The following is a 16,676-nucleotide window of genomic DNA, read 5'->3' as shown; positions in this document are numbered from 1 at the left end:
CCCCCCCCCCCCCCCCCCCCCCCCCCCCCCCCCCCCCCCCCCCCCCCCCCCCCCCCCCCCCCCCCCCCCCCCCCCCCCCCCCCCCCCCCCCTCCGGTGGTGCCTCTCCTGCCTACAGGAAGGAGTTGATCTCGATCGTCTCGGTGCGGCCGGGGCCGACGCCGATCGCGGAGATCGGGGCGCCCGACATCTCCTCCAGGGCCTTGACGTAGGCCTGGGCGTTCGCCGGCAGGTCCTCGAAGGTCTTGGCCTTGGTGATGTCCTCGGACCAGCCGGGGAGGTATTCGTAGATCGGCTTCGCGTGGTGGAAGTCGGTCTGCGAGTAGGGGAGCTCCTCGACGCGCTTGCCGTCGATCTCGTACGCGACGCACACCGGGATCTGTTCCCAGCCGGTCAGTACGTCCAGCTTGGTGAGGAAGAAGTCCGTCAGACCGTTCACCCGGGTGGCGTACCGTGCGATCGGCGCGTCGAACCAGCCGCAGCGACGGTCACGGCCGGTGGTCACACCGCGCTCGCCACCGATGCGGCGCAGGTCCTCGCCGTCCTGGTCGAACAGCTCGGTCGGGAACGGGCCTGCGCCGACGCGGGTCGTGTAGGCCTTGAGGATGCCGATGACACGGCTGATCTTCGTCGGGCCCACGCCGGTACCGGTGCAGGCGCCGCCCGCGGTCGGGTTCGACGAGGTGACGAAGGGGTAGGTGCCGTGGTCGACGTCGAGCAGGGTGCCCTGGCCGCCCTCGAACAGCACGACCTTGTCCTCGTCGAGCGCGTTGTTGAGGATCAGGGTGGTGTCGGCGACGTACGGCTTGATCTGCTCCGCGTACTGGAGCATCTCCTCGACGATCTGCGCGGCGTCGATCGCGCGGCGGTTGTAGAGCTTCGCCAGCAGCTGGTTCTTGCCCTCCAGCGCCGCCTCGACCTTCTGGATGAGGATCGACTCGTCGTAGAGGTCCTGGACGCGGATGCCGATGCGGTTGATCTTGTCCGCGTAGGTCGGTCCGATGCCGCGGCCGGTCGTACCGATCTTGCGCTTGCCGAGGAAGCGCTCGCCGACCTTGTCGAGGGTGACGTTGTACGGCGTGATCAGGTGCGCGTTGCCGCTGATGAGCAGCTTGGAGGTGTCGATGCCGCGATCGTTCAGGCCGCGCAGCTCGGAGAGCAGGACGGCCGGGTCGACGACGACGCCGTTACCGATGACCGGGGTGCATCCGGGGGAGAGGATGCCGGACGGGAGAAGGTGCAGCGCGTACTTCTGGTCGCCTACGACGACCGTGTGGCCGGCGTTGTTGCCACCCTGGTAGCGCACTACATAGTCAACGGATCCACCGAGCAGGTCGGTGGCCTTTCCCTTGCCCTCGTCACCCCACTGAGCTCCGAGCAGCACAAGAGCGGGCACAGGCGTACACCTCTTCCGGATGGGGCATGTCCAAGGTCAGGGGGGCGTACGACGATGTACGCAGGCTGAGCCGTCGGACCGGTACCCCGGAATAGACGAAGGCCCTGGCGCAATAGCGCAAGGGCCTCTTGCACAAAGATGCTACCCGAGGAAGGACCGAGGTGTCGGCTCCAGAGCCCACCATGAGCCATGCGGGCGCGCCGGTAGGCGGCCTGCTCGTGCTCGTCGACCCGGTCGCCCGCCGTCTTGACGGCGAGTCCGTGCGGATCGCGAAGGATGTGTTGTCAGCGGGCGCGGCAGCGAAAATCTGCCTCCCGGACTCGCCGGAGGAATTTGCGCGGGCTCTCGCCCGCCGGGGTCATCGGCAGCCGGTGATCGTGGGCGACGACAGGGCCCTGGTCCGGGCCGTGGGGCTGCTGTACCGGGAGCGGGCGCTGGGCGAGGGCGCCCTCGCGCTGGTCCCGGTGGGACCCGTGGGGTCCCTCGGCCTGGCGGGTTCCCTCGGCGTTCCGCTTTCGGCCGTTTCCGCGGCCCGGGCGGTGCTCGACGGGGCGGTGCGGACGTGTGACCTGCTGGTCGACGACAGCGACGGGGTGGTGCTGGGTGCGCTGAGGATCCCGCCGGTGCGGGGGATCCCGCGGCCGGCCGGGCCGTCGGTGTGGAGCGCGTACCGCTCGCTGGTCCGGACGCTGGTCCGCCCGGTGGCGGCGGGCGGCGGCGGGAGCGGCGGCGCGGGCGGGAGCGAGGGGTACCACCGGCTGCGGGTCGAGGCCGACGGGGTGCTCCTGGCGGATGTGGACCAGCCCGTGGAGGACGTGTCGGTGCGCACGTGCGACGACGGGGGTCCGGCGGAGGTCGTGGTCCGCACGGGCGGCGGCGGCCCGGCCGGCTCCGGGTCCGGGTCCGTGTCCGGGTCCGGCTCTGGTTCCGGCTCCACGGTGACGGCCCGGGCCAAGACGGTGACGGTGTCGGGCGCGGACTTCCGCTACCGCGCCGACGCGGCGATGACCGGGCCGGTCCGCCGCCGTACGTGGACCCTGAAACCCGGGGCATGGACGCTCACCCTGCCCCGCTGACGGGGGCGACGGACGAGGTGCCGGCCGGCGCGTCGGCTGACGTGCCGGCCGATGTGTCGGCTGGCGTGCCGGCCGATGTGTCGGCTGGCGTGCCGGCCGATGTGCCGGCGGATGTGCCGGCGGATGCGCTGGCCGATGCGCTGGGTGACTGGCGGCGGGACGGGCTGCTGCTCTGCCTGCTGCCGGTGTTCTGGTGGCCGGCGGTGGTCGCGGCCGTGCTCACCCGGCCGCTGGTACTGGTGGTGCTGCTGAGCCCTGTGCTGTTGGGGGTGCGGGAGCTCCACGCCGCCCGGCGGGCCCGGCGCGCGCTGCGGGACCCGGCGGTGCGCTGGACCCCGTACGAGGCCGTGGTCGTCCGCGCGTGGTGGCGCCCGCCGGTGCTGGTCCTGGCGGACGGGCGGTACGTGCTCACCCTGGGCGTGCTGGGCCGGCGGGTGCTGCCGCCGCGCCCGTGGCCCCGTCCCGCGCCGGCCGCGCCGGCCACACCGGCCGCGCCGGGGCTGCTGGTGCAGCTGGCGGGGGATCCGGCCGCGGGCGCAGTCCTGTGGGCCCCGCACTCCGGCGGCCTGGGCCACGCCCGTCCCGTGCGCCGCCTCAGGCGGCCTTAGCCGAGGCCGATCTTCTTCCTGTGGTCCCGCCAGCGGTCCGTCATGGCCGGCATCTCGCCCTGCAGGAACGCGAAGAAGGCCGCCGCCTCCGCGATCCGCGCGCCGGCCGGCGAGTCCGTGCCGAGGGTGGCGACGCCCTCGCGGCTGACCATGTTGACCTGGGTCAGGTAGGACACGGCCCCCGACACCGCCGCCGGGCTGATCCGCAGCGCCTCGCCCAGCTCGGCCGAGGTCACGCGCCCCCATCGCTCGCCAGCAGCTGCGCGAAGACCCGCGCGGCCATCCGCTGCATGCCCGCGTCGGTCAGCTGCGCGGCGAACCGCTCGACGAAGCGCGAGACCGCTTCGCCGTTCCTGTCGTCCAGCTGGTCCTGCGCGTCAGCGCCCACGTCCACGTCCACGTCCGCCCTGGCGGCGGCCCTGACCGCGGCCGGCCTCGTGGCCCTGCGCCGCCGCGACATGACGGCATGAGCGGCGGGCTCCGGGCTCCGGGCTCCGGGCTCCGGGCTAGAACTCCACGAGCAGCTGCTCCAACCCCCGGATGACGTACCCGTCCTGCCACCGCGGCTCCTCGACGAGCCGCAGTGGCGGGACCCCGTCCGCCAGCAGCGCCCCGAACGAGGCCTCCAGCTCCCGCCGCGCCAGCGGAGCCCCCAGGCAGTAGTGGATGCCCGCCCCGAAGCTCAGGTGCGGATTGTCGGCCCGTACGAGGTCCAGCGCGTCGGGCTCCTCGAAGCGCGCGGGATCCCGGTTCGCGGACCCGAAGAGCAGCGCGACCTCGGCGCCTCTCGGGATGTCGGTGTCCCCGATCCGGATGTCGTCGAGCACCCAGCGCTCGAACATCTGCAGAGGTGTGTCGTACCGCATGAGTTCATCCACAGCTGTGGACAACTTTTCGGGATCGCGGCTCTCGCGGAGCCCGGCGAGCTGCGCGGGATTGCGGAACAGCGCCCACCACCCGTTCACCGTGGTGTTGACGGTGGCCTCGTGTCCGGCATTCAGCAGGAGCACACAGGTGGAGATCATCTCCTGCTCGCTGAGCCGGCCCTCCTCGTCGTGGGCTGAGATCAGGCCGGAGATCAGATCCTCGCCGGGGCTCGTGTGGCGCTCGGTGATCAGCTCCCGCAGGTACGCGCTGAACTCGACGCTCGCCCGCACCGCTCGCCGCGCCGTCTCCTCGTCCGGCCGGAGCTCGAACATCCCGCAGATGTCCGCCGACCACGGCCGCAGGAGCCCCCGGTCCGCCTCCGGCACGCCCAGCAGCTCCGCGATCACGGCCACCGGCAGCGGCTCGGCGACGGTAGCGAGCAGATCCCCGCCCCCCTCCGCGAGCAGCTGCCCCACGAGCTCCCGGGCCATCCGCTGCACGGCGGGCACGAGCCGCTCCACCGTCCGGGGGGTGAAGGCCTTCGCCACCAGCCGGCGCACCCGCGCGTGCGCGGGATCCTCCAGGTCCAGCAGTCCGTTGCCGTTGAGCACGTGGAAGGGCTCGTGCTCCGGCGGCGGCGCCTCCCGCCCGAACTCCTCGTGCGAGAACCGGTGCAGATAGGTCCGCCCCAGCCGCCGGTCCCGCAGCAGCGCACTCACATCGGCGTAATGCGGCACCAGCCACTGCCCGGTGGCCTCCCACCACACGGCCCGCCCCTGCTCCCGCAACTCCCGGTACGCCGGATACGGATCGGCGACGAACGCGGCATCCCACGGATCAAAGCCCATCCCCGCACCCTAGTAGGGCTTCGTCCCCTACGCCGGTGTCACCAGCCGGGTCTCGTAGGCGAACACCGCCGCCTGGGTGCGGTCGCGCAGGCCCAGCTTCACCAGGATCCGGCTCACATGGGTCTTGATCGTGGACTCCGCGACGATCAGCCGGGACGCTATCTCCGCATTGGACAGCCCCTGCGCGATCAGCACCAGCACCTCCGTCTCCCGCTCCGTCAGCTCACCCACTCCCGCCGGATCCGCCAGCTTGCGCGTCTCGGAGATCTTCGAGAACTCCGCGATCAGCCGCTTGGTCACCGAAGGCGCCAGCAGGGCCTCACCAGCCGCCACCACCCGTACCCCGTCCGCCAGCTGACGGGCCGACGCGTCCTTCAGAAGGAACCCGGAGGCCCCGGCCCGCAGCGCCTGGTACACGTACTCGTCGAGGTCGAAGGTCGTCAGGACCAGCACCTTCGCGTCCGTGTCCGCGGCGACGATCTCCCGCGTCGCCTCCAGGCCGTTCATCTGCGGCATCCGGATGTCCATCAGCACCACGTCCGGCCGCAACGCCGCCACCTGTGCGATGGCCTCCCGCCCGTCGACCGCCTCGCCCACGACCTCGATGCCGTCCATGGCATTCAGCAGGACGGAGAACCCCTCCCGCACCATCATCTGGTCGTCGACGATCAGCACTCTGATCGTCATGCCGCCCCCTCCGCCGCCACCGGCTCAGGCTCCTGGCGATGGCGCACCGGTATGAACACCGCCACCTCGTACCCGCCCGCGGCCGTCGGTCCGGCCGTCATCTCCCCCTCCAGCATGGCCACCCGCTCCCGCATTCCGGTGATCCCGTGCCCGGCCCCCGGCGAAGGCCGCACATCCCCGGTCGCCGCCTCATTGACGATCCGTATCCCCAGGCCGCCCAGCACGTACGAGACCTCCACCCCGGCCGCCGCTCCCGGCGCGTGCCGCAGCGTGTTGCTCAGGGCCTCCTGGATGATCCGGTACGCCGACAGCTCCACGCCCTGCGGCAGCTCCCGCACCGCGCCCGTGATCGTCTTCTCCACGCTCAGCCCGGCCTCCCGCACATTGCCCAGCAGCCCGTCCAGCGAAGCCAGCGTCGGCTGCGGGGCGTCCGGAGCCTCGTAGTCCGCGGAGCGCACCACGCCCAGCACCCGCCGCAGCTCCGTCAGGGCGGCCACGGCGTTCTCCCGGATGGTGACGAACGCCGCCTCCAGCTCCGGCGGCGGGTTCTTCACCCGGTACGGCGCGGCCTCCGCCTGGATCGCCACCACCGACATGTGGTGGGCCACCACGTCGTGCAGCTCCCGCGCGATCGTCGTCCGCTCCTCCAGCAGGGTCCGCTTGTCCCGCTCGAAGGCCGTGACCTCCTGCTGCGCCGTGACCTCCTGCCGTGCCTCCTTGCGGGTGTTGCGGACGGTCACCGCCAGGAGGGAGACGGCGGACAGGAAGGCCATCGGCCCGGGTTCGAGGGGCTGGCCTATCAGCGAGGGCAGGAAGGACCCGGTCGCCACGGTGATCAGCCACAGCCAGCCGGCCACCCGCGGCCGGCTCCGCAACGCCACGATGGTGATCACGACGAGGTGGGCGAAGAAGGTGCCCGGCGACCATGGCCAGGTCATGCCCGTGCTCTCCACCATGGCCAGTGGCAGGGTCACTCCGAGCAGCACCCACACGGCGCCGATCGGCCGCACCAGCGTCATCAGCACCGGCGTCGCGGCCAGCAGCCCCAGCAGCAGCGACAGCCCGGAAGGAACCATCCTGTTGTTGATGATGGTGACGAACACCGTGATCACGGACAGCAGGACCACCACGGCATGCGGCAGGAACGCCGTCCTCGGGCGCAGCGCCCGAGGAACCCACCTGGCGAGCCGCCCGTCCGTACGGATCGGCGGCAGCGGCCGGTAGGCGAACGCATCGGTGATCAGGTCGTCGCGGAGGCTCTTGAAGAGCCCCGAAGCGAGTCGGAACTCAGGCGGCCGGGCTGTCCCCCCGGTGGTCGTCTCGGTCATACCCCCCACCGTAGGGTGGCGTCCCCGTCGTCCGCGTCGCCGCTGAAGGGGATATCCGGGCATCCCCCTCAAGTACTACGAGGGCCGCGAAGACCACCCGGCCCGCCTCAGTACCCGGCCGGCCGGACCAGCCCCGTCTCGTACGCGAAGACCGCCGCCTGCGTGCGGTCGCGCAGGCCCAGCTTCACCAGGATCCGTCCGACATGCGTCTTCACCGTCTGCTCCGCCACCGTCAGATGGGCCGCGATCTCCGCGTTCGACAGACCCTGGGCCACGAGCGACAGGACCTCGGTCTCCCGCTCGGTCAGTTCGTCGATCCGGGCCCGCGACGGCGCCCGCGGCGCCCCCAGCCGGGAGAACTCCGTGATCAGCCGCTTGGTGATGTTCGGCGAGAGCAGCGCCTCACCGGCCGCCACCACCCGTACCGCCTCGGCGAGCTGGTCGGCCGAGGCGTCCTTGAGCAGGAACCCGGAGGCCCCGGCCCGCAGCGCCTCGTACACGTACTCGTCGAGATCGAAGGTGGTCAGCACCAGCACCTTCACGGTGGCGTCGGGGACGCCCGTGATGACGGACGTGGCCTCGATGCCGCCCATCCCCGGCATGCGGATGTCCATCAGCACCACGTCCGGATCCAGCTCGGCGACCTTCGCCACGGCGTCGGCCCCGTCCACCGCCTGTCCCACGACCTCGATGTCGGGCTGCGCGTTGAGGAGCACGGTGAAGCCCTGCCGCACCATCATCTGGTCGTCGGCGATCATCACCTTGATCGGGGTGCTCATGAAGCCTGCTTCGTCTCGGGGGCGGTGGTGCCGGCGGGCGGGTGCTGGGGGTCCATCGGCAGTACGGCGCTGACCTCGTACCCGCCGTCGGGGCGCGGGCCGGCGGCCAGTTCACCTCCCAGCATGCCTGCCCGCTCCCGCATCCCGAGCAGCCCGTGTCCCGCACCCTGGGACGGCAGGGCAGGCCGGGTCGGCGCGGTGTTGGCGATGCACAGGTGCAGCTCGCGCGGCCCGTACGCTATGCCGACCTCGACCCGCGAACCGGGCGCGTGGCGCAGACAGTTGCTCAGCGCCTCCTGCACGATCCGGTACGCGGTGAGCTCCACGCCCGGGGTCAACGGCCGCCGGATGCCCGCCGTCTCGGTGGTGACCTCCAGCCCGGCCCCCCGCACGTTGTCCACGAGGCCGTCCAGCTCGGCCAGGGTGGGCTGCGGATGTTGCAGCGTCGCGGGATCGTCGGGCTGTTCGGAGCGCAGGACCCCCAGGACCCGCCGCAGCTCCGTCAGGGCCTCCAGCGCGTTGGCCCGGATGCCGGCCAGGTTTTCCTTGAGTTCCTCGGACGGGTTCTCCACCAGGTGCGGGGCCACCTGCGCCTGGATGGAGATCACCGACATGTGGTGCGCGACGACGTCGTGCAGCTCGCGGGCGATCCGGCTGCGCTCCTCCAGCAGGGTGCGCCGGGCCCGCTCCTCCTCGGTGAGGGTCTCCTGCTCGACGAGCTTGCCGCGGGCCAGTCGCGTCGCGCGGAGCGCGTAGCCGAGGACGCCGACGAAGCCGAAGAGGATGACGACGCCCCCGATGATCGTCTGGCTCTGGGGCGGCCTGAGGAGGACATCGGTCAGTCCGGAGAGGGTGAGCGTGATGCCGATGACCCAGACGGTCACCCGGGGCGGCACCCGCAGGGCGACCATCAGGATGAGGGGCGCGAACGTGAACGGCCCGGCGGGCGTCCAGTGCCATGACTGTCCCTGACCGACGTGGTCGTGGATGGCCCAGGCGATGAGGCCCGTGGTGGCGAGACCGAGCCACCAGGCGGCGATCGGCCGGAACATGCTGAGCAGGACGGACGCGGACGTCAGCAGCGACAGTCCCAGCACGGCGGCGCCGAAGACCTTGTAGTGGTCGTTCAGCTGCATCCCGGTCAGGACGCCGCAGGGAATGGCCGCGTAGCCGAGGACCACATGCGGCAGCCAGGCCAGCCAGCGCGGCCGGGACATCTTCGGGAGGGGATCCCGCCTGAGGGTGAACAGCTCCTGGGCCAGGCCGCGCTGCGCGGGACGGCCGTTGAGGCCTTTTCGGGTGCCGGGTACCGGGGTCTCGTTCGGATCGCTCACGGGCTCCAGCCTAGGCATGGGTGATCTCCTTGACGGGGGCGGTCGTCGGGTGGGAGCCGACGACGATGCGGGCGGTGCCCTGCGGCTTCGGACGTCGGGAGCCCCGCTCGTACGTGCGGAACGCGGCCCAGCACACCGTCAGCGCGGCGGCGAACACCGGCAGCCACAGCAACCGCGCCGCTATCCAGCCCACGGAGTCGGGCACGGTGTGCAGCCCGGGCAGATCGGCCGAGAGCAGCAGCCCGAGCGCCGTGACGGCCATCATGGCGGTCTGGTGCCACAGGAAGACCGTCATCGCGGACAGGTTCACCAGGGCCACCTTCGCCCAGGCCGAAGGCCGCCGCATGGCCCGGGCCAGCGGTTCGCGCACCAGCAGGGCCAGCCCGCACTGGGCCAGTCCGAACGCGGCCGCGGCGAGTGTCGGCGGGTTCAGATTCGAGACCGTGGCCCCGGGGACACCCACCATGGACGCCGGGTACCCGCTCCACAGGACCAGCGCGACCGTGGCCACGGTCCCCGCGCCGAGCAGGAGCAGCGCGGGCCGGCGCCGGGCAAAGGCGCCACGGGACCAGGCGGCGCCCAGGGTGAAGGGAACGAGCCAGCCGGCGGCCACATTGACCCAGCCGATCCACTCGGGCCCGCCGAGGCCGAAGCGCCACACGTCGACGCCGGCCACCACGGCCAGCGGCCCCAGCGGGTTGAGCCGGGCCACGAGCGGGGTCGCGGCGGTGAGCGCGGCGAACACCAGCAGGAACCACATCGGCGACAGCACCAGCTTGACCAGCGCCCGGACGGTGTCCAGTTCAGCCCCGCCGACCAGCATCCCGCCCGCCACGACGGACCACAGGACGAGCACCGCGGCCACCGGACGGAACAGCCGGCCCAGCCGCTGCCGGACCCACGTGCCGTACGAGACCTGCCGCTCGCGCGCCGCGGCATACCCGCGGGCGGCGACGTGCCCGCCGACGAGGAAGAAGACGGCGAGGGTCTGGAACACCCAGGACACCGGCGCCAGCCAGGGCATGTGCGCCAGCGGGCTGGTGGTGCTCAGCCGGCCGTCGGTGGCGGTGAGCGCGGTGACCAGCCAGTGCCCGAGGACCACGCCGAGGATCGCGAAGGCCCGCAGCGCGTCCACGGTCCGGTCCCGGCCGGCGGGGGTGGCCGCCTCGATGCCCGTCGCGAGCGCGGACCAGCGGGCGCGGAGCTTACGCATGGGGGGCCTCCGAGGCGGGGGTGGTGCCGAGGACGATGGCGGCCAGGCTTTCCAGGGACTCGGTGCCGGGCTTGAGGTAGTCGCTGTGGCCGGCGGACCCGGCGGTGAAGGCCCGCGCTCCGAAGGCCGGGTCGACGGGGTCGGCGCCGAAGCCGAGGCGGCCGAGCCGGACGTGCGGGACGTTCGCCACCCAGTCGCCGCTGCCCCGCCCCGCCCAGACCCGGGCGCCGGTCGGCAGGTCCCGGGCGGCCGAGGCACCCGTGCCGGGGCTGCCGAAGAGGACCATGTCCCTGACCGCGGGCCCGGTCGTGGTCCGGGCGCAGACCACGGAACCGTAGGAGTGGCAGAGCAGGGAGAGCCGGGCGCCCGGCGCCGCCATGGGCCCCAACCGGTCCAGGAAAGGCGCCAGTTCGGTGGCGGCCGCGTCGGCGCGGGCGGCGGTCAGGACGGTCGTGCTGACCGTGCCGGGCGTGTGGTACCCGAGCCAGGCGACCACGGCGGAATGCGGATGCTCGGCCTGGAGGCGCTGCTGGAGGGCGACGGCCCCGGCGCGGAACCGCTCGTAGGTGTCGAGGGTGGTATCGGAGCCGGGCACCAGGACCGTGACGCGGTCGGCGGTCTCCAGTTCGCCGAACACCTCGACCGCCCGGCCCTTGCCGCGGCCGTCGAAGGCGAGGAACTGTGCGGCTCCGGCCGCGTCCATGGTGCGAAGCCTGGCGGCCCGGCCGGCGCGGTCACCTTCCTGGGCCATGCGGGCCGCCTCGGCGAGATTGGCGCGGTTGGCGGCGTACCGGACCTGGGGCGCGGCGTCCTCCGCGAACGTGACGGGCGCGGGGGCGGGAGCCTCGGCGGAGGCGGCTGCGGATATGGGGAACACCACGGCCGCCGCGACCAGGGCTGCCAGGAGCGTGCGGCGCATACGGCCGCCACCGCCCCCTGCCCCGGCCGTGCCGGTGGCGAGAGCCGTCCCCGCCGAGCCGCCCGCGCCCGCCGTGTCCGTCGCCCCCGCCGTGCCCGTCGTCGCTGCCGTGCCCGTCGGCCCTGCCGTCCCTGCCGTCCCTGCCGTCCCTGCCGTCCCCGTCTTCATGGCGTGTTCCCCCGGTATCCGGAAGAGCCGTCAGCGCTCTTCTCCGTTACCGAAGTTAGAAATCCGAGCCCGTGGTCGGCGTCACGCCACGGAGCCGTGTCCGCACGTAGCTCTCAGGTATGACATGGGTTACTCGAGAGGTGCGGAGCGCGGCGAACAGCCCCGCGACGAGGCTCGGTTAGGGTCCGTACGTGATCGACGAGGACTGGCGCGACGACCGGATCGGCAGCGCCCACCGCGGGCAGAACCCGACCGTCCTGCGCCGCCTCGACTCCGGCTTCGCCGTCCTCGGAGACCGGCAGTTCCTGCCCGGGTACTCGGTGCTCCTGACGGACGACCCGGCCGTGACCCGGCTCTCCGACCTGCCCCGGCCGCGCAGGACCGCGTACCTCGCGGACCTGGAGCGGCTCGCCGAGGCCGTAGAGCGGGCCTGCGCGCGGCTCGACCCGGCTTTCCGCCGCGTGAACATCGAGATCCTCGGCAACACCGACCCGTATCTCCACGCCCACATCTGGCCCCGCTACGACTGGGAGCCCGCCGACCGCGTCCGGCTGCCCGTGTGGATGTACGAGGAGGAGTGCCGGCGCGGTGAGCAGCACGCGCTCGGTCCCCGCCACGACGCCCTGCGGGCCGCCATCGGGGTGGAACTGGACCTGCTGGGCCAGGCCTGAGGCCCGCTCCGGATCAGTTCCACGGATCTCTCGTCCGCGTAGCCGTCCTCGCCGTCCTCGCCGTCCTCGCCGTCCTCGCCGTTCACGGCGACCCGTCACTGCCGGCGGTAGCGGAGCGGCGGGTTGTCGCTGCCCGCCAGCTCCCGTTGCAGAGTGCCGTCGGGCAGCAGCCGGAGCCGGCTCCAAGCACCCGCCGTGCACGTCGGCGGGGCGCCGGAGGTGACGGTGGAGGCGTCGAGTTCCACGGGATCGGAGGCGTTGCGCAGGGGCGCCGTCCAGGCGCAGCCGAAGCCCGGGGCCTCGACGGCGAGGGACATCACCGGGTCGCCGACCGCGCCGCGCGTGAGGGCGAGCCGCCAGGTCTGGCTGCCGTGGGTGGCGTACCAGGTGCCGAGGTACGCCTCGGGCAGTCCGCCCGCCGCAGAACCGGAACCCGAAGCGGAACCCGAACCGGAACCCGAAGCGGAAACGGAAGCCGGAGCGGGAGTGGGGGCGGACGGGGTGCCGGGCACCGGCGTGGCCGGCGTGCGGTTGCCGCCTACCGGAGGCCGGGGATCCTCCGCCCCGCTCATCACCGCGTACACCGTGCCGGCGGACAGGACGGCGACGACGGTGGCCACCGCCAGGAGCAGCGCGGTCGACGCCGTCCAGGGGCGGGGCGCGGGCGCCGCCGCCACCGGCGCGTACGCGGAGTAGGCGGGCGGCATCGGGGCCGCCATCGGCAGCTGCGTCGGGGCGGTGCGCGTCGGCCGGTCCGGACCGGCGTCCTCGCGGTCCAGCAGCTGTACGGCGTGCCGCCCGAGCCGGGCCACCAACGGGCCCGGAAGCCAGGGCTCCAGGGCCCTGCCGTCGGCCACGGTGTCGCCCGCGCCGACCCGCGCCAGCACCTCGGCGGGCCCCGGCCGCGCGGCCGGATCCCGGTGCAGGCAGTCCCGTACGAGGTCGCGCAGTTCGGCCGGTACGCCGGCCAGGTCCGGACGCGCCTCGGTGCTGCGGAGCAGGAGTCCCGCCAGGCCGCCGGGCTGCTCCGCGTCGCCGAAGGGCAGCCGGCCGGTGGCCGCGTACACCAGGACCACGCCGAGGCAGAAGAGGTCGCAGGCGGCGGTCACGGGCTCGCCGCGGATCTGCTCGGGCGCCATGAAACCGGGGGAGCCGATGAGTTCGCCGACGCGGGTCAGGCCGCTGCCGGCCGCGTCACCGGGCTCCGCCGGGGCGCGGGCGATGCCGAAGTCGATGACGCGCGGGCCGTCGAGGGTGAGCAGGACGTTCGAGGGCTTCAGGTCGCGGTGGACGATGCCGGCGCGGTGGATGTCCTGGAGGGCGTACGCGAGGCCCGCGGCCAGGATCCGGACGGAAGGGGGCGGCAGCGGACCGAAGTCGTGGGCCACGACCTCGCGCAGGCTCGGCCCGGCGACGTAGCCGGTGGCGACCCAGGGGGTGGCGGCCTCGGTGTCGGCGTCGAGGACCGGGGCGGTCCACTCGCCGCCGACCCGCCTGGCGGCGGCGACCTCGTGGCGGAAGCGGATGCGGAACTCCTCGCGGGTGGCGAGGTCGTGGTGGACCAGCTTCACGGCGACGGTGCGGCCGCGGTCGGAGCGGGCGAGGTAGACCTGGCCCATGCCGCCGGCGCCCAGACGGGAGAGCAGGCGGTACGGACCGATGTGGTGGGGATCGTGCGGATGCAGGTGTTCCATGCCGGGGGTCCCTCCCGTGCCGAGCACTGGCCGAACGGCTCCGCAGGGAAGGACGGTTCGGGGTGCCGGGTGGTTGCCACCGCCTGGGCGCCGCCTGGGATCGGGCCCGGGCCCGCCCCGCGCCTCGGCCGGCGGGGCTCAAGGCTCGGGGCCCCGCCCCGGGCTCCGCGCCTCAAGCGCCGGCGGGGCTGGATTTGGCCGAGGCGCCGCCGGAGGGTGCGGCGAGGGAACGGGCAGGGAAGGGAACGGGGAGGGGAGGGGTCGGGGCTTCGGCTCGGATTCTGCGCGTCAGTCAGTGCTGTCGGGGGGCGCGGCCAAGGTGTCCAAGGCTTTGGCCAGGCGTTCCAGGACCTGGACCGTTTCCGCGAAGGCGGTGTCACCCAGTTCTGCTGCGAGGCGGGTGGCCAGGGAGGCGTGGCCCGGGCCGATGCGGGCCACCGCCGCGTGCCCCTCCTGCGTCGGGCGCAGCAGCTTCGCCCGGCGGTGGGCGGGGTTCGGGGCGTATTCGGCCAGGCCCTTGGCGACGAGCAGGTCCGCGATGCGCTGCACGCTCTGCCGGGTGATCCCCATGGTCCGGGCGATGCCCGCGACGGGCAGCGGCTCCCGCAGTACCGCCCCCAGTACCTGCCACCAGGCGGCCGTGAGCCCGGCCGGCCGGGCCAGTTCCTCCGAGACGGAGAGGAACTGGCCGTTCAGCCGGAACACCCCGAGCGCGGTGCGGCTCAGCAGGTCCTGGCGGGCCCGGGTGGAGCCGGCCGGCTGCGGTTCAGGCATCGCCGGCCTCCGCCGCAGCCATCAGGACCGGGTACGCGCTCGCGTCCGAGTCGTGGAAGAGCCGGTACCACGCGTCCAGCACGTCCGGCTTGTAGACGTCGAGGCGGGCGAAGACCTCGCGGGCGAAGGCCACCGGTTCCGTCGGCCCCGCCGTGATCAGGTCGCGGTCGGTGACCGCGTCGGCCTCGACGTAGCTTTCGGCGCCCCCGTAGCCCGGCTGCGAGGCCAGGTAGAAGGAGGCTCCGCTGGTGTGGGCCCGGCCGTCCAGCAGGCCCGCGCGGGCGAGGCCGGCGGTGGCCCCGCAGATCGCCGCCACCGGTACCCCGGCGGCCAGGAACTCCTTCGCCTTCGCCGCGAACGGCGCCAGCTCCTCGCTCGTGTCCCACAGCGCGGCGCCGGTGAGGATCAGCAGCGAGGAGTCCTCCGGCCGCAGGTCGGCCAGGGCCTGGTCGGGCAGGACGCGGACGCCGCCCATGGTGGTGACCGGCTGGTCGGCGGCGAGGCCGACCGTGCGTACGACGTGCCCGCGCTGGGTGAGGTGCGCGGTGGTGTGTCCGGTCTCCCAGTCCGCGTACGTGTCGTAGACCGCGAGGTGGACGGGCTTGCGCGGGGTCTCGCTCATGGTGGTCGCCTCCAGCGTCGAATCGAATCCGGCTGCTCTGGTCGGGCCGTCGGGCCGTCGGGCCGTCGTGCTCGTCCGGTGAACCCTTATGACAAGAGACTGTCATTTTGGCAGGATGCTGTCAATGGAGGTGGTCGGCGCGTCTGTGCGAGCGGACGGGCCGACAGACTGCCGAGACCGGCCCCCCACCCCCATACAGTCCGCCGATATCCCTCCCCACCTGCGCACTTCTAGCGTGACGCCATGACCCCTCATGTCACCTCGCACACCCTTGCCGCAGTGAAGGACGCAGACCGGAAGCACGTCTTCCACTCCTGGTCCGCCCAGGCCCTGATCGACCCGCTCGCCGTCGCCGGGGCCGAGGGGTCGTACTTCTGGGACTACGACGGCAAGCGCTACCTCGACTTCTCCTCCCAGCTGGTCAACACGAACATCGGCCACCAGCACCCCAAGGTCGTCGCCGCGATCCAGGAGCAGGCCACCCGGCTCTGCACCCTCGCGCCCGGCTTCGCCGTCGACGTCCGCTCCGAGGCCGCACGCCTCATCGCCGAGCGGACCCCCGGTGACCTGGACAAGATCTTCTTCACCAACGGCGGTGCCGAGGCCGTCGAGAACGCCGTCCGCATGGCCCGTCTGCACACGGGCCGGCAGAAGGTGCTGTCGACCTACCGCTCGTACCACGGGGCCACCGCGGCCGCGATCAACCTGACCGGAGACCCGCGCCGCTGGCCCTCCGACACGGCCGCCGCCGGAGTCGTGCACTTCTGGGGCCCGTACCTCTACCGCTCCGCCTTCCACGCCACCACCGAGGCCGAGGAGTGCGCCCGCGCCCTCGCCCACCTCGCCGACACCATCGCCTTCGAGGGGCCGCAGACCATCGCGGCGATCATCCTGGAGAGCGTGCCCGGCACCGCCGGGATCATGACCCCGCCGCCCGGCTACCTCGCGGGCGTGCGCGAGCTCTGCGACCGCCACGGCATCGTCTTCATCCTCGACGAGGTGATGGCGGGCTTCGGCCGCACCGGCAAGTGGTTCGCCGCAGAGCACTGGGACGTCACCCCCGACCTCATCACCTTCGCCAAGGGCGTGAACAGCGGCTACGTGCCGCTCGGCGGCGTCGCGATCTCGGCCGCCATCGCCGAGACCTTCGCCACCCGCCCCTACCCGGGCGGACTGACGTACTCCGGGCACCCCCTGGCCTGCGCCGCGGCCGTCGCGACGATCAACGCCATGGAGGAGGAGGGCATCGTCGAGCACGCCGCCCACCTCGGCGCGAACGTGATCGGCCCGGCGCTCGCCGAGATCGCCGAGCGGCACCCGTCGGTCGGCGAGGTCCGGGGCCTCGGCACCTTCTGGGCGCTGGAACTCGTACGGGACAAGGAGACGCGCGAGCCGCTCGTCCCGTACAACGCGGCCGGCGCGGACAACGCGCCGATGGCCGAATTCGCGGCGGCCTGCAAGGCGTCCGGCCTGTGGCCGTTCGTCAACATGAACCGCACCCACGTCGTCCCCCCGTGCACCATCACGGAAGCGGAGGCGAAGGAGGGTCTGGCCCTGCTGGACGAGGCCCTGACGGTCGCCGACCGCCACACCACGGCCGGCTAGGCCCGCGGGGCGCACGGGGCCCGGCGAACGGGACGATGGCCGGTTCGCGGTCGTATGACGGGTTGGTGTAGATCCGCATACCGACCGT

At 73.0% G+C, this 16,676-nt stretch carries 15 protein-coding genes and 1 pseudogene; 4 read left to right on the top strand and 12 right to left on the bottom strand.

What is annotated here, in order from left to right; translation table 11 throughout:
• Nucleotides 1–111: 111 nt before the first annotated feature.
• The gene (locus ACZ4VT_RS16960) at nt 112–1,395 is read right to left on the bottom strand and encodes an adenylosuccinate synthase (RefSeq protein ID WP_467950326.1); all 1,284 of its coding nucleotides are present in this window, start codon (nt 1,393–1,395) and stop codon (nt 112–114) included.
• 182 nt (nt 1,396–1,577) lie between these two features.
• Here ACZ4VT_RS16960 and ACZ4VT_RS16955 point away from each other — a divergent pair, with 182 nt between their 5' ends.
• On the top strand, nt 1,578–2,471 hold the full coding sequence (locus ACZ4VT_RS16955; RefSeq protein WP_467950338.1) for a diacylglycerol kinase family protein: 894 nt from the start codon (nt 1,578–1,580) through the stop codon (nt 2,469–2,471).
• Complete coding sequence (locus tag ACZ4VT_RS16950) at nt 2,447–3,079, top strand: hypothetical protein (protein WP_467950324.1); 633 nt, start codon at nt 2,447–2,449, stop codon at nt 3,077–3,079. The genes ACZ4VT_RS16955 and ACZ4VT_RS16950 overlap by 25 nt, the downstream gene beginning before the upstream one ends.
• Here the strand turns inward: ACZ4VT_RS16950 and ACZ4VT_RS16945 are convergent.
• The 8 genes and pseudogenes from ACZ4VT_RS16945 to ACZ4VT_RS16910 all read right to left on the bottom strand — a co-directional run bounded on the left by ACZ4VT_RS16945 (nt 3,076) and on the right by ACZ4VT_RS16910 (nt 11,054).
• Nucleotides 3,076–3,539, bottom strand: a pseudogene (locus ACZ4VT_RS16945) (GbsR/MarR family transcriptional regulator). The gene ACZ4VT_RS16950 and the pseudogene ACZ4VT_RS16945 sit on opposite strands and share 4 nt — an antisense overlap.
• 46 nt (nt 3,540–3,585) lie before the next feature.
• On the bottom strand, nt 3,586–4,794 hold the full coding sequence (locus tag ACZ4VT_RS16940; protein ID WP_467950322.1) for a cytochrome P450: 1,209 nt from the start codon (nt 4,792–4,794) through the stop codon (nt 3,586–3,588).
• Nucleotides 4,795–4,821: 27 nt separating this feature from the next.
• Nucleotides 4,822–5,481 (bottom strand): response regulator, encoded by a 660-nt coding sequence (locus ACZ4VT_RS16935; protein ID WP_030709262.1) that lies wholly within the window; start codon nt 5,479–5,481, stop codon nt 4,822–4,824.
• Nucleotides 5,478–6,809 carry a sensor histidine kinase gene (locus tag ACZ4VT_RS16930; RefSeq protein ID WP_467950320.1) on the bottom strand — a complete coding sequence of 444 codons (1,332 nt, stop codon included), beginning with the start codon at nt 6,807–6,809 and terminating at the stop codon, nt 5,478–5,480. The genes ACZ4VT_RS16935 and ACZ4VT_RS16930 overlap by 4 nt, the downstream gene beginning before the upstream one ends.
• 107 nt (nt 6,810–6,916) lie before the next feature.
• Complete coding sequence (locus ACZ4VT_RS16925) at nt 6,917–7,588, bottom strand: response regulator (protein ID WP_467950319.1); 672 nt, start codon at nt 7,586–7,588, stop codon at nt 6,917–6,919.
• Nucleotides 7,585–8,922, bottom strand: coding sequence for a sensor histidine kinase (locus ACZ4VT_RS16920; RefSeq protein WP_467950317.1), 1,338 nt, complete (start codon nt 8,920–8,922; stop codon nt 7,585–7,587). The genes ACZ4VT_RS16925 and ACZ4VT_RS16920 overlap by 4 nt, the downstream gene beginning before the upstream one ends.
• Nucleotides 8,923–8,932: 10 nt before the next feature.
• Nucleotides 8,933–10,135: an acyltransferase family protein gene (locus ACZ4VT_RS16915; protein ID WP_467950315.1), complete on the bottom strand. Its 1,203-nt coding sequence runs from the start codon at nt 10,133–10,135 to the stop codon at nt 8,933–8,935.
• A complete protein-coding gene (locus tag ACZ4VT_RS16910; RefSeq protein WP_467950313.1) occupies nt 10,128–11,054 on the bottom strand; it encodes an alpha/beta hydrolase in 927 nt (308 codons plus the stop codon). Before ACZ4VT_RS16910 ends, ACZ4VT_RS16915 begins: the two co-directional genes overlap by 8 nt.
• Before the next feature lie 362 nt (nt 11,055–11,416).
• Here ACZ4VT_RS16910 and ACZ4VT_RS16905 point away from each other — a divergent pair, with 362 nt between their 5' ends.
• The gene (locus ACZ4VT_RS16905; RefSeq protein ID WP_467950336.1) at nt 11,417–11,893 is read left to right on the top strand and encodes an HIT family protein; all 477 of its coding nucleotides are present in this window, start codon (nt 11,417–11,419) and stop codon (nt 11,891–11,893) included.
• 95 nt (nt 11,894–11,988) lie between these two features.
• Here ACZ4VT_RS16905 and ACZ4VT_RS16900 read toward each other — a convergent pair whose 3' ends face one another.
• The 3 genes from ACZ4VT_RS16900 to ACZ4VT_RS16890 form a co-directional block, all read right to left on the bottom strand.
• The gene (locus ACZ4VT_RS16900; RefSeq protein WP_467950311.1) at nt 11,989–13,587 is read right to left on the bottom strand and encodes a serine/threonine-protein kinase; all 1,599 of its coding nucleotides are present in this window, start codon (nt 13,585–13,587) and stop codon (nt 11,989–11,991) included.
• Nucleotides 13,588–13,875: 288 nt separating this feature from the next.
• Nucleotides 13,876–14,361, bottom strand: a complete 486-nt coding sequence (locus ACZ4VT_RS16895) for a MarR family winged helix-turn-helix transcriptional regulator (RefSeq protein ID WP_467950309.1) — start codon at nt 14,359–14,361, stop codon at nt 13,876–13,878.
• Nucleotides 14,354–14,983, bottom strand: coding sequence for a DJ-1/PfpI family protein (locus ACZ4VT_RS16890; RefSeq protein ID WP_467950308.1), 630 nt, complete (start codon nt 14,981–14,983; stop codon nt 14,354–14,356). Before ACZ4VT_RS16890 ends, ACZ4VT_RS16895 begins: the two co-directional genes overlap by 8 nt.
• A 243-nt stretch (nt 14,984–15,226) precedes the next feature.
• Here ACZ4VT_RS16890 and ACZ4VT_RS16885 point away from each other — a divergent pair, with 243 nt between their 5' ends.
• Nucleotides 15,227–16,588, top strand: a complete 1,362-nt coding sequence (locus ACZ4VT_RS16885; protein WP_467950306.1) for an aminotransferase class III-fold pyridoxal phosphate-dependent enzyme — start codon at nt 15,227–15,229, stop codon at nt 16,586–16,588.
• The last annotated feature ends 88 nt before the right edge of the window (nt 16,589–16,676 follow it).

The organism is Streptomyces sp. NPDC029164 (assembly GCF_055563995.1).
Note: the sequence above shows the minus strand (reverse complement) of the source record. Positions and strands in the feature narration are given on the sequence as shown.

Excerpts from the sequence above, each read along its gene's own strand:
- ACZ4VT_RS16955 (WP_467950338.1), top strand. The coding sequence starts at position 1,578 with ATGAGCCATGCGGGCGCGCCGGTAGGCGGCCTGCTCGTGCTCGTCGAC.
- ACZ4VT_RS16950 (WP_467950324.1), top strand. The coding sequence starts at position 2,447 with ATGGACGCTCACCCTGCCCCGCTGACGGGGGCGACGGACGAGGTGCCG.
- ACZ4VT_RS16940 (WP_467950322.1), bottom strand. The coding sequence starts at position 4,794 with ATGGGCTTTGATCCGTGGGATGCCGCGTTCGTCGCCGATCCGTATCCG.
- ACZ4VT_RS16935 (WP_030709262.1), bottom strand. The coding sequence starts at position 5,481 with ATGACGATCAGAGTGCTGATCGTCGACGACCAGATGATGGTGCGGGAG.
- ACZ4VT_RS16930 (WP_467950320.1), bottom strand. The coding sequence starts at position 6,809 with ATGACCGAGACGACCACCGGGGGGACAGCCCGGCCGCCTGAGTTCCGA.
- ACZ4VT_RS16925 (WP_467950319.1), bottom strand. The coding sequence starts at position 7,588 with ATGAGCACCCCGATCAAGGTGATGATCGCCGACGACCAGATGATGGTG.
- ACZ4VT_RS16915 (WP_467950315.1), bottom strand. The coding sequence starts at position 10,135 with ATGCGTAAGCTCCGCGCCCGCTGGTCCGCGCTCGCGACGGGCATCGAG.
- ACZ4VT_RS16910 (WP_467950313.1), bottom strand. The coding sequence starts at position 11,054 with ATGCGCCGCACGCTCCTGGCAGCCCTGGTCGCGGCGGCCGTGGTGTTC.
- ACZ4VT_RS16900 (WP_467950311.1), bottom strand. The coding sequence starts at position 13,587 with ATGGAACACCTGCATCCGCACGATCCCCACCACATCGGTCCGTACCGC.
- ACZ4VT_RS16895 (WP_467950309.1), bottom strand. The coding sequence starts at position 14,361 with ATGCCTGAACCGCAGCCGGCCGGCTCCACCCGGGCCCGCCAGGACCTG.
- ACZ4VT_RS16890 (WP_467950308.1), bottom strand. The coding sequence starts at position 14,983 with ATGAGCGAGACCCCGCGCAAGCCCGTCCACCTCGCGGTCTACGACACG.
- ACZ4VT_RS16885 (WP_467950306.1), top strand. The coding sequence starts at position 15,227 with ATGACCCCTCATGTCACCTCGCACACCCTTGCCGCAGTGAAGGACGCA.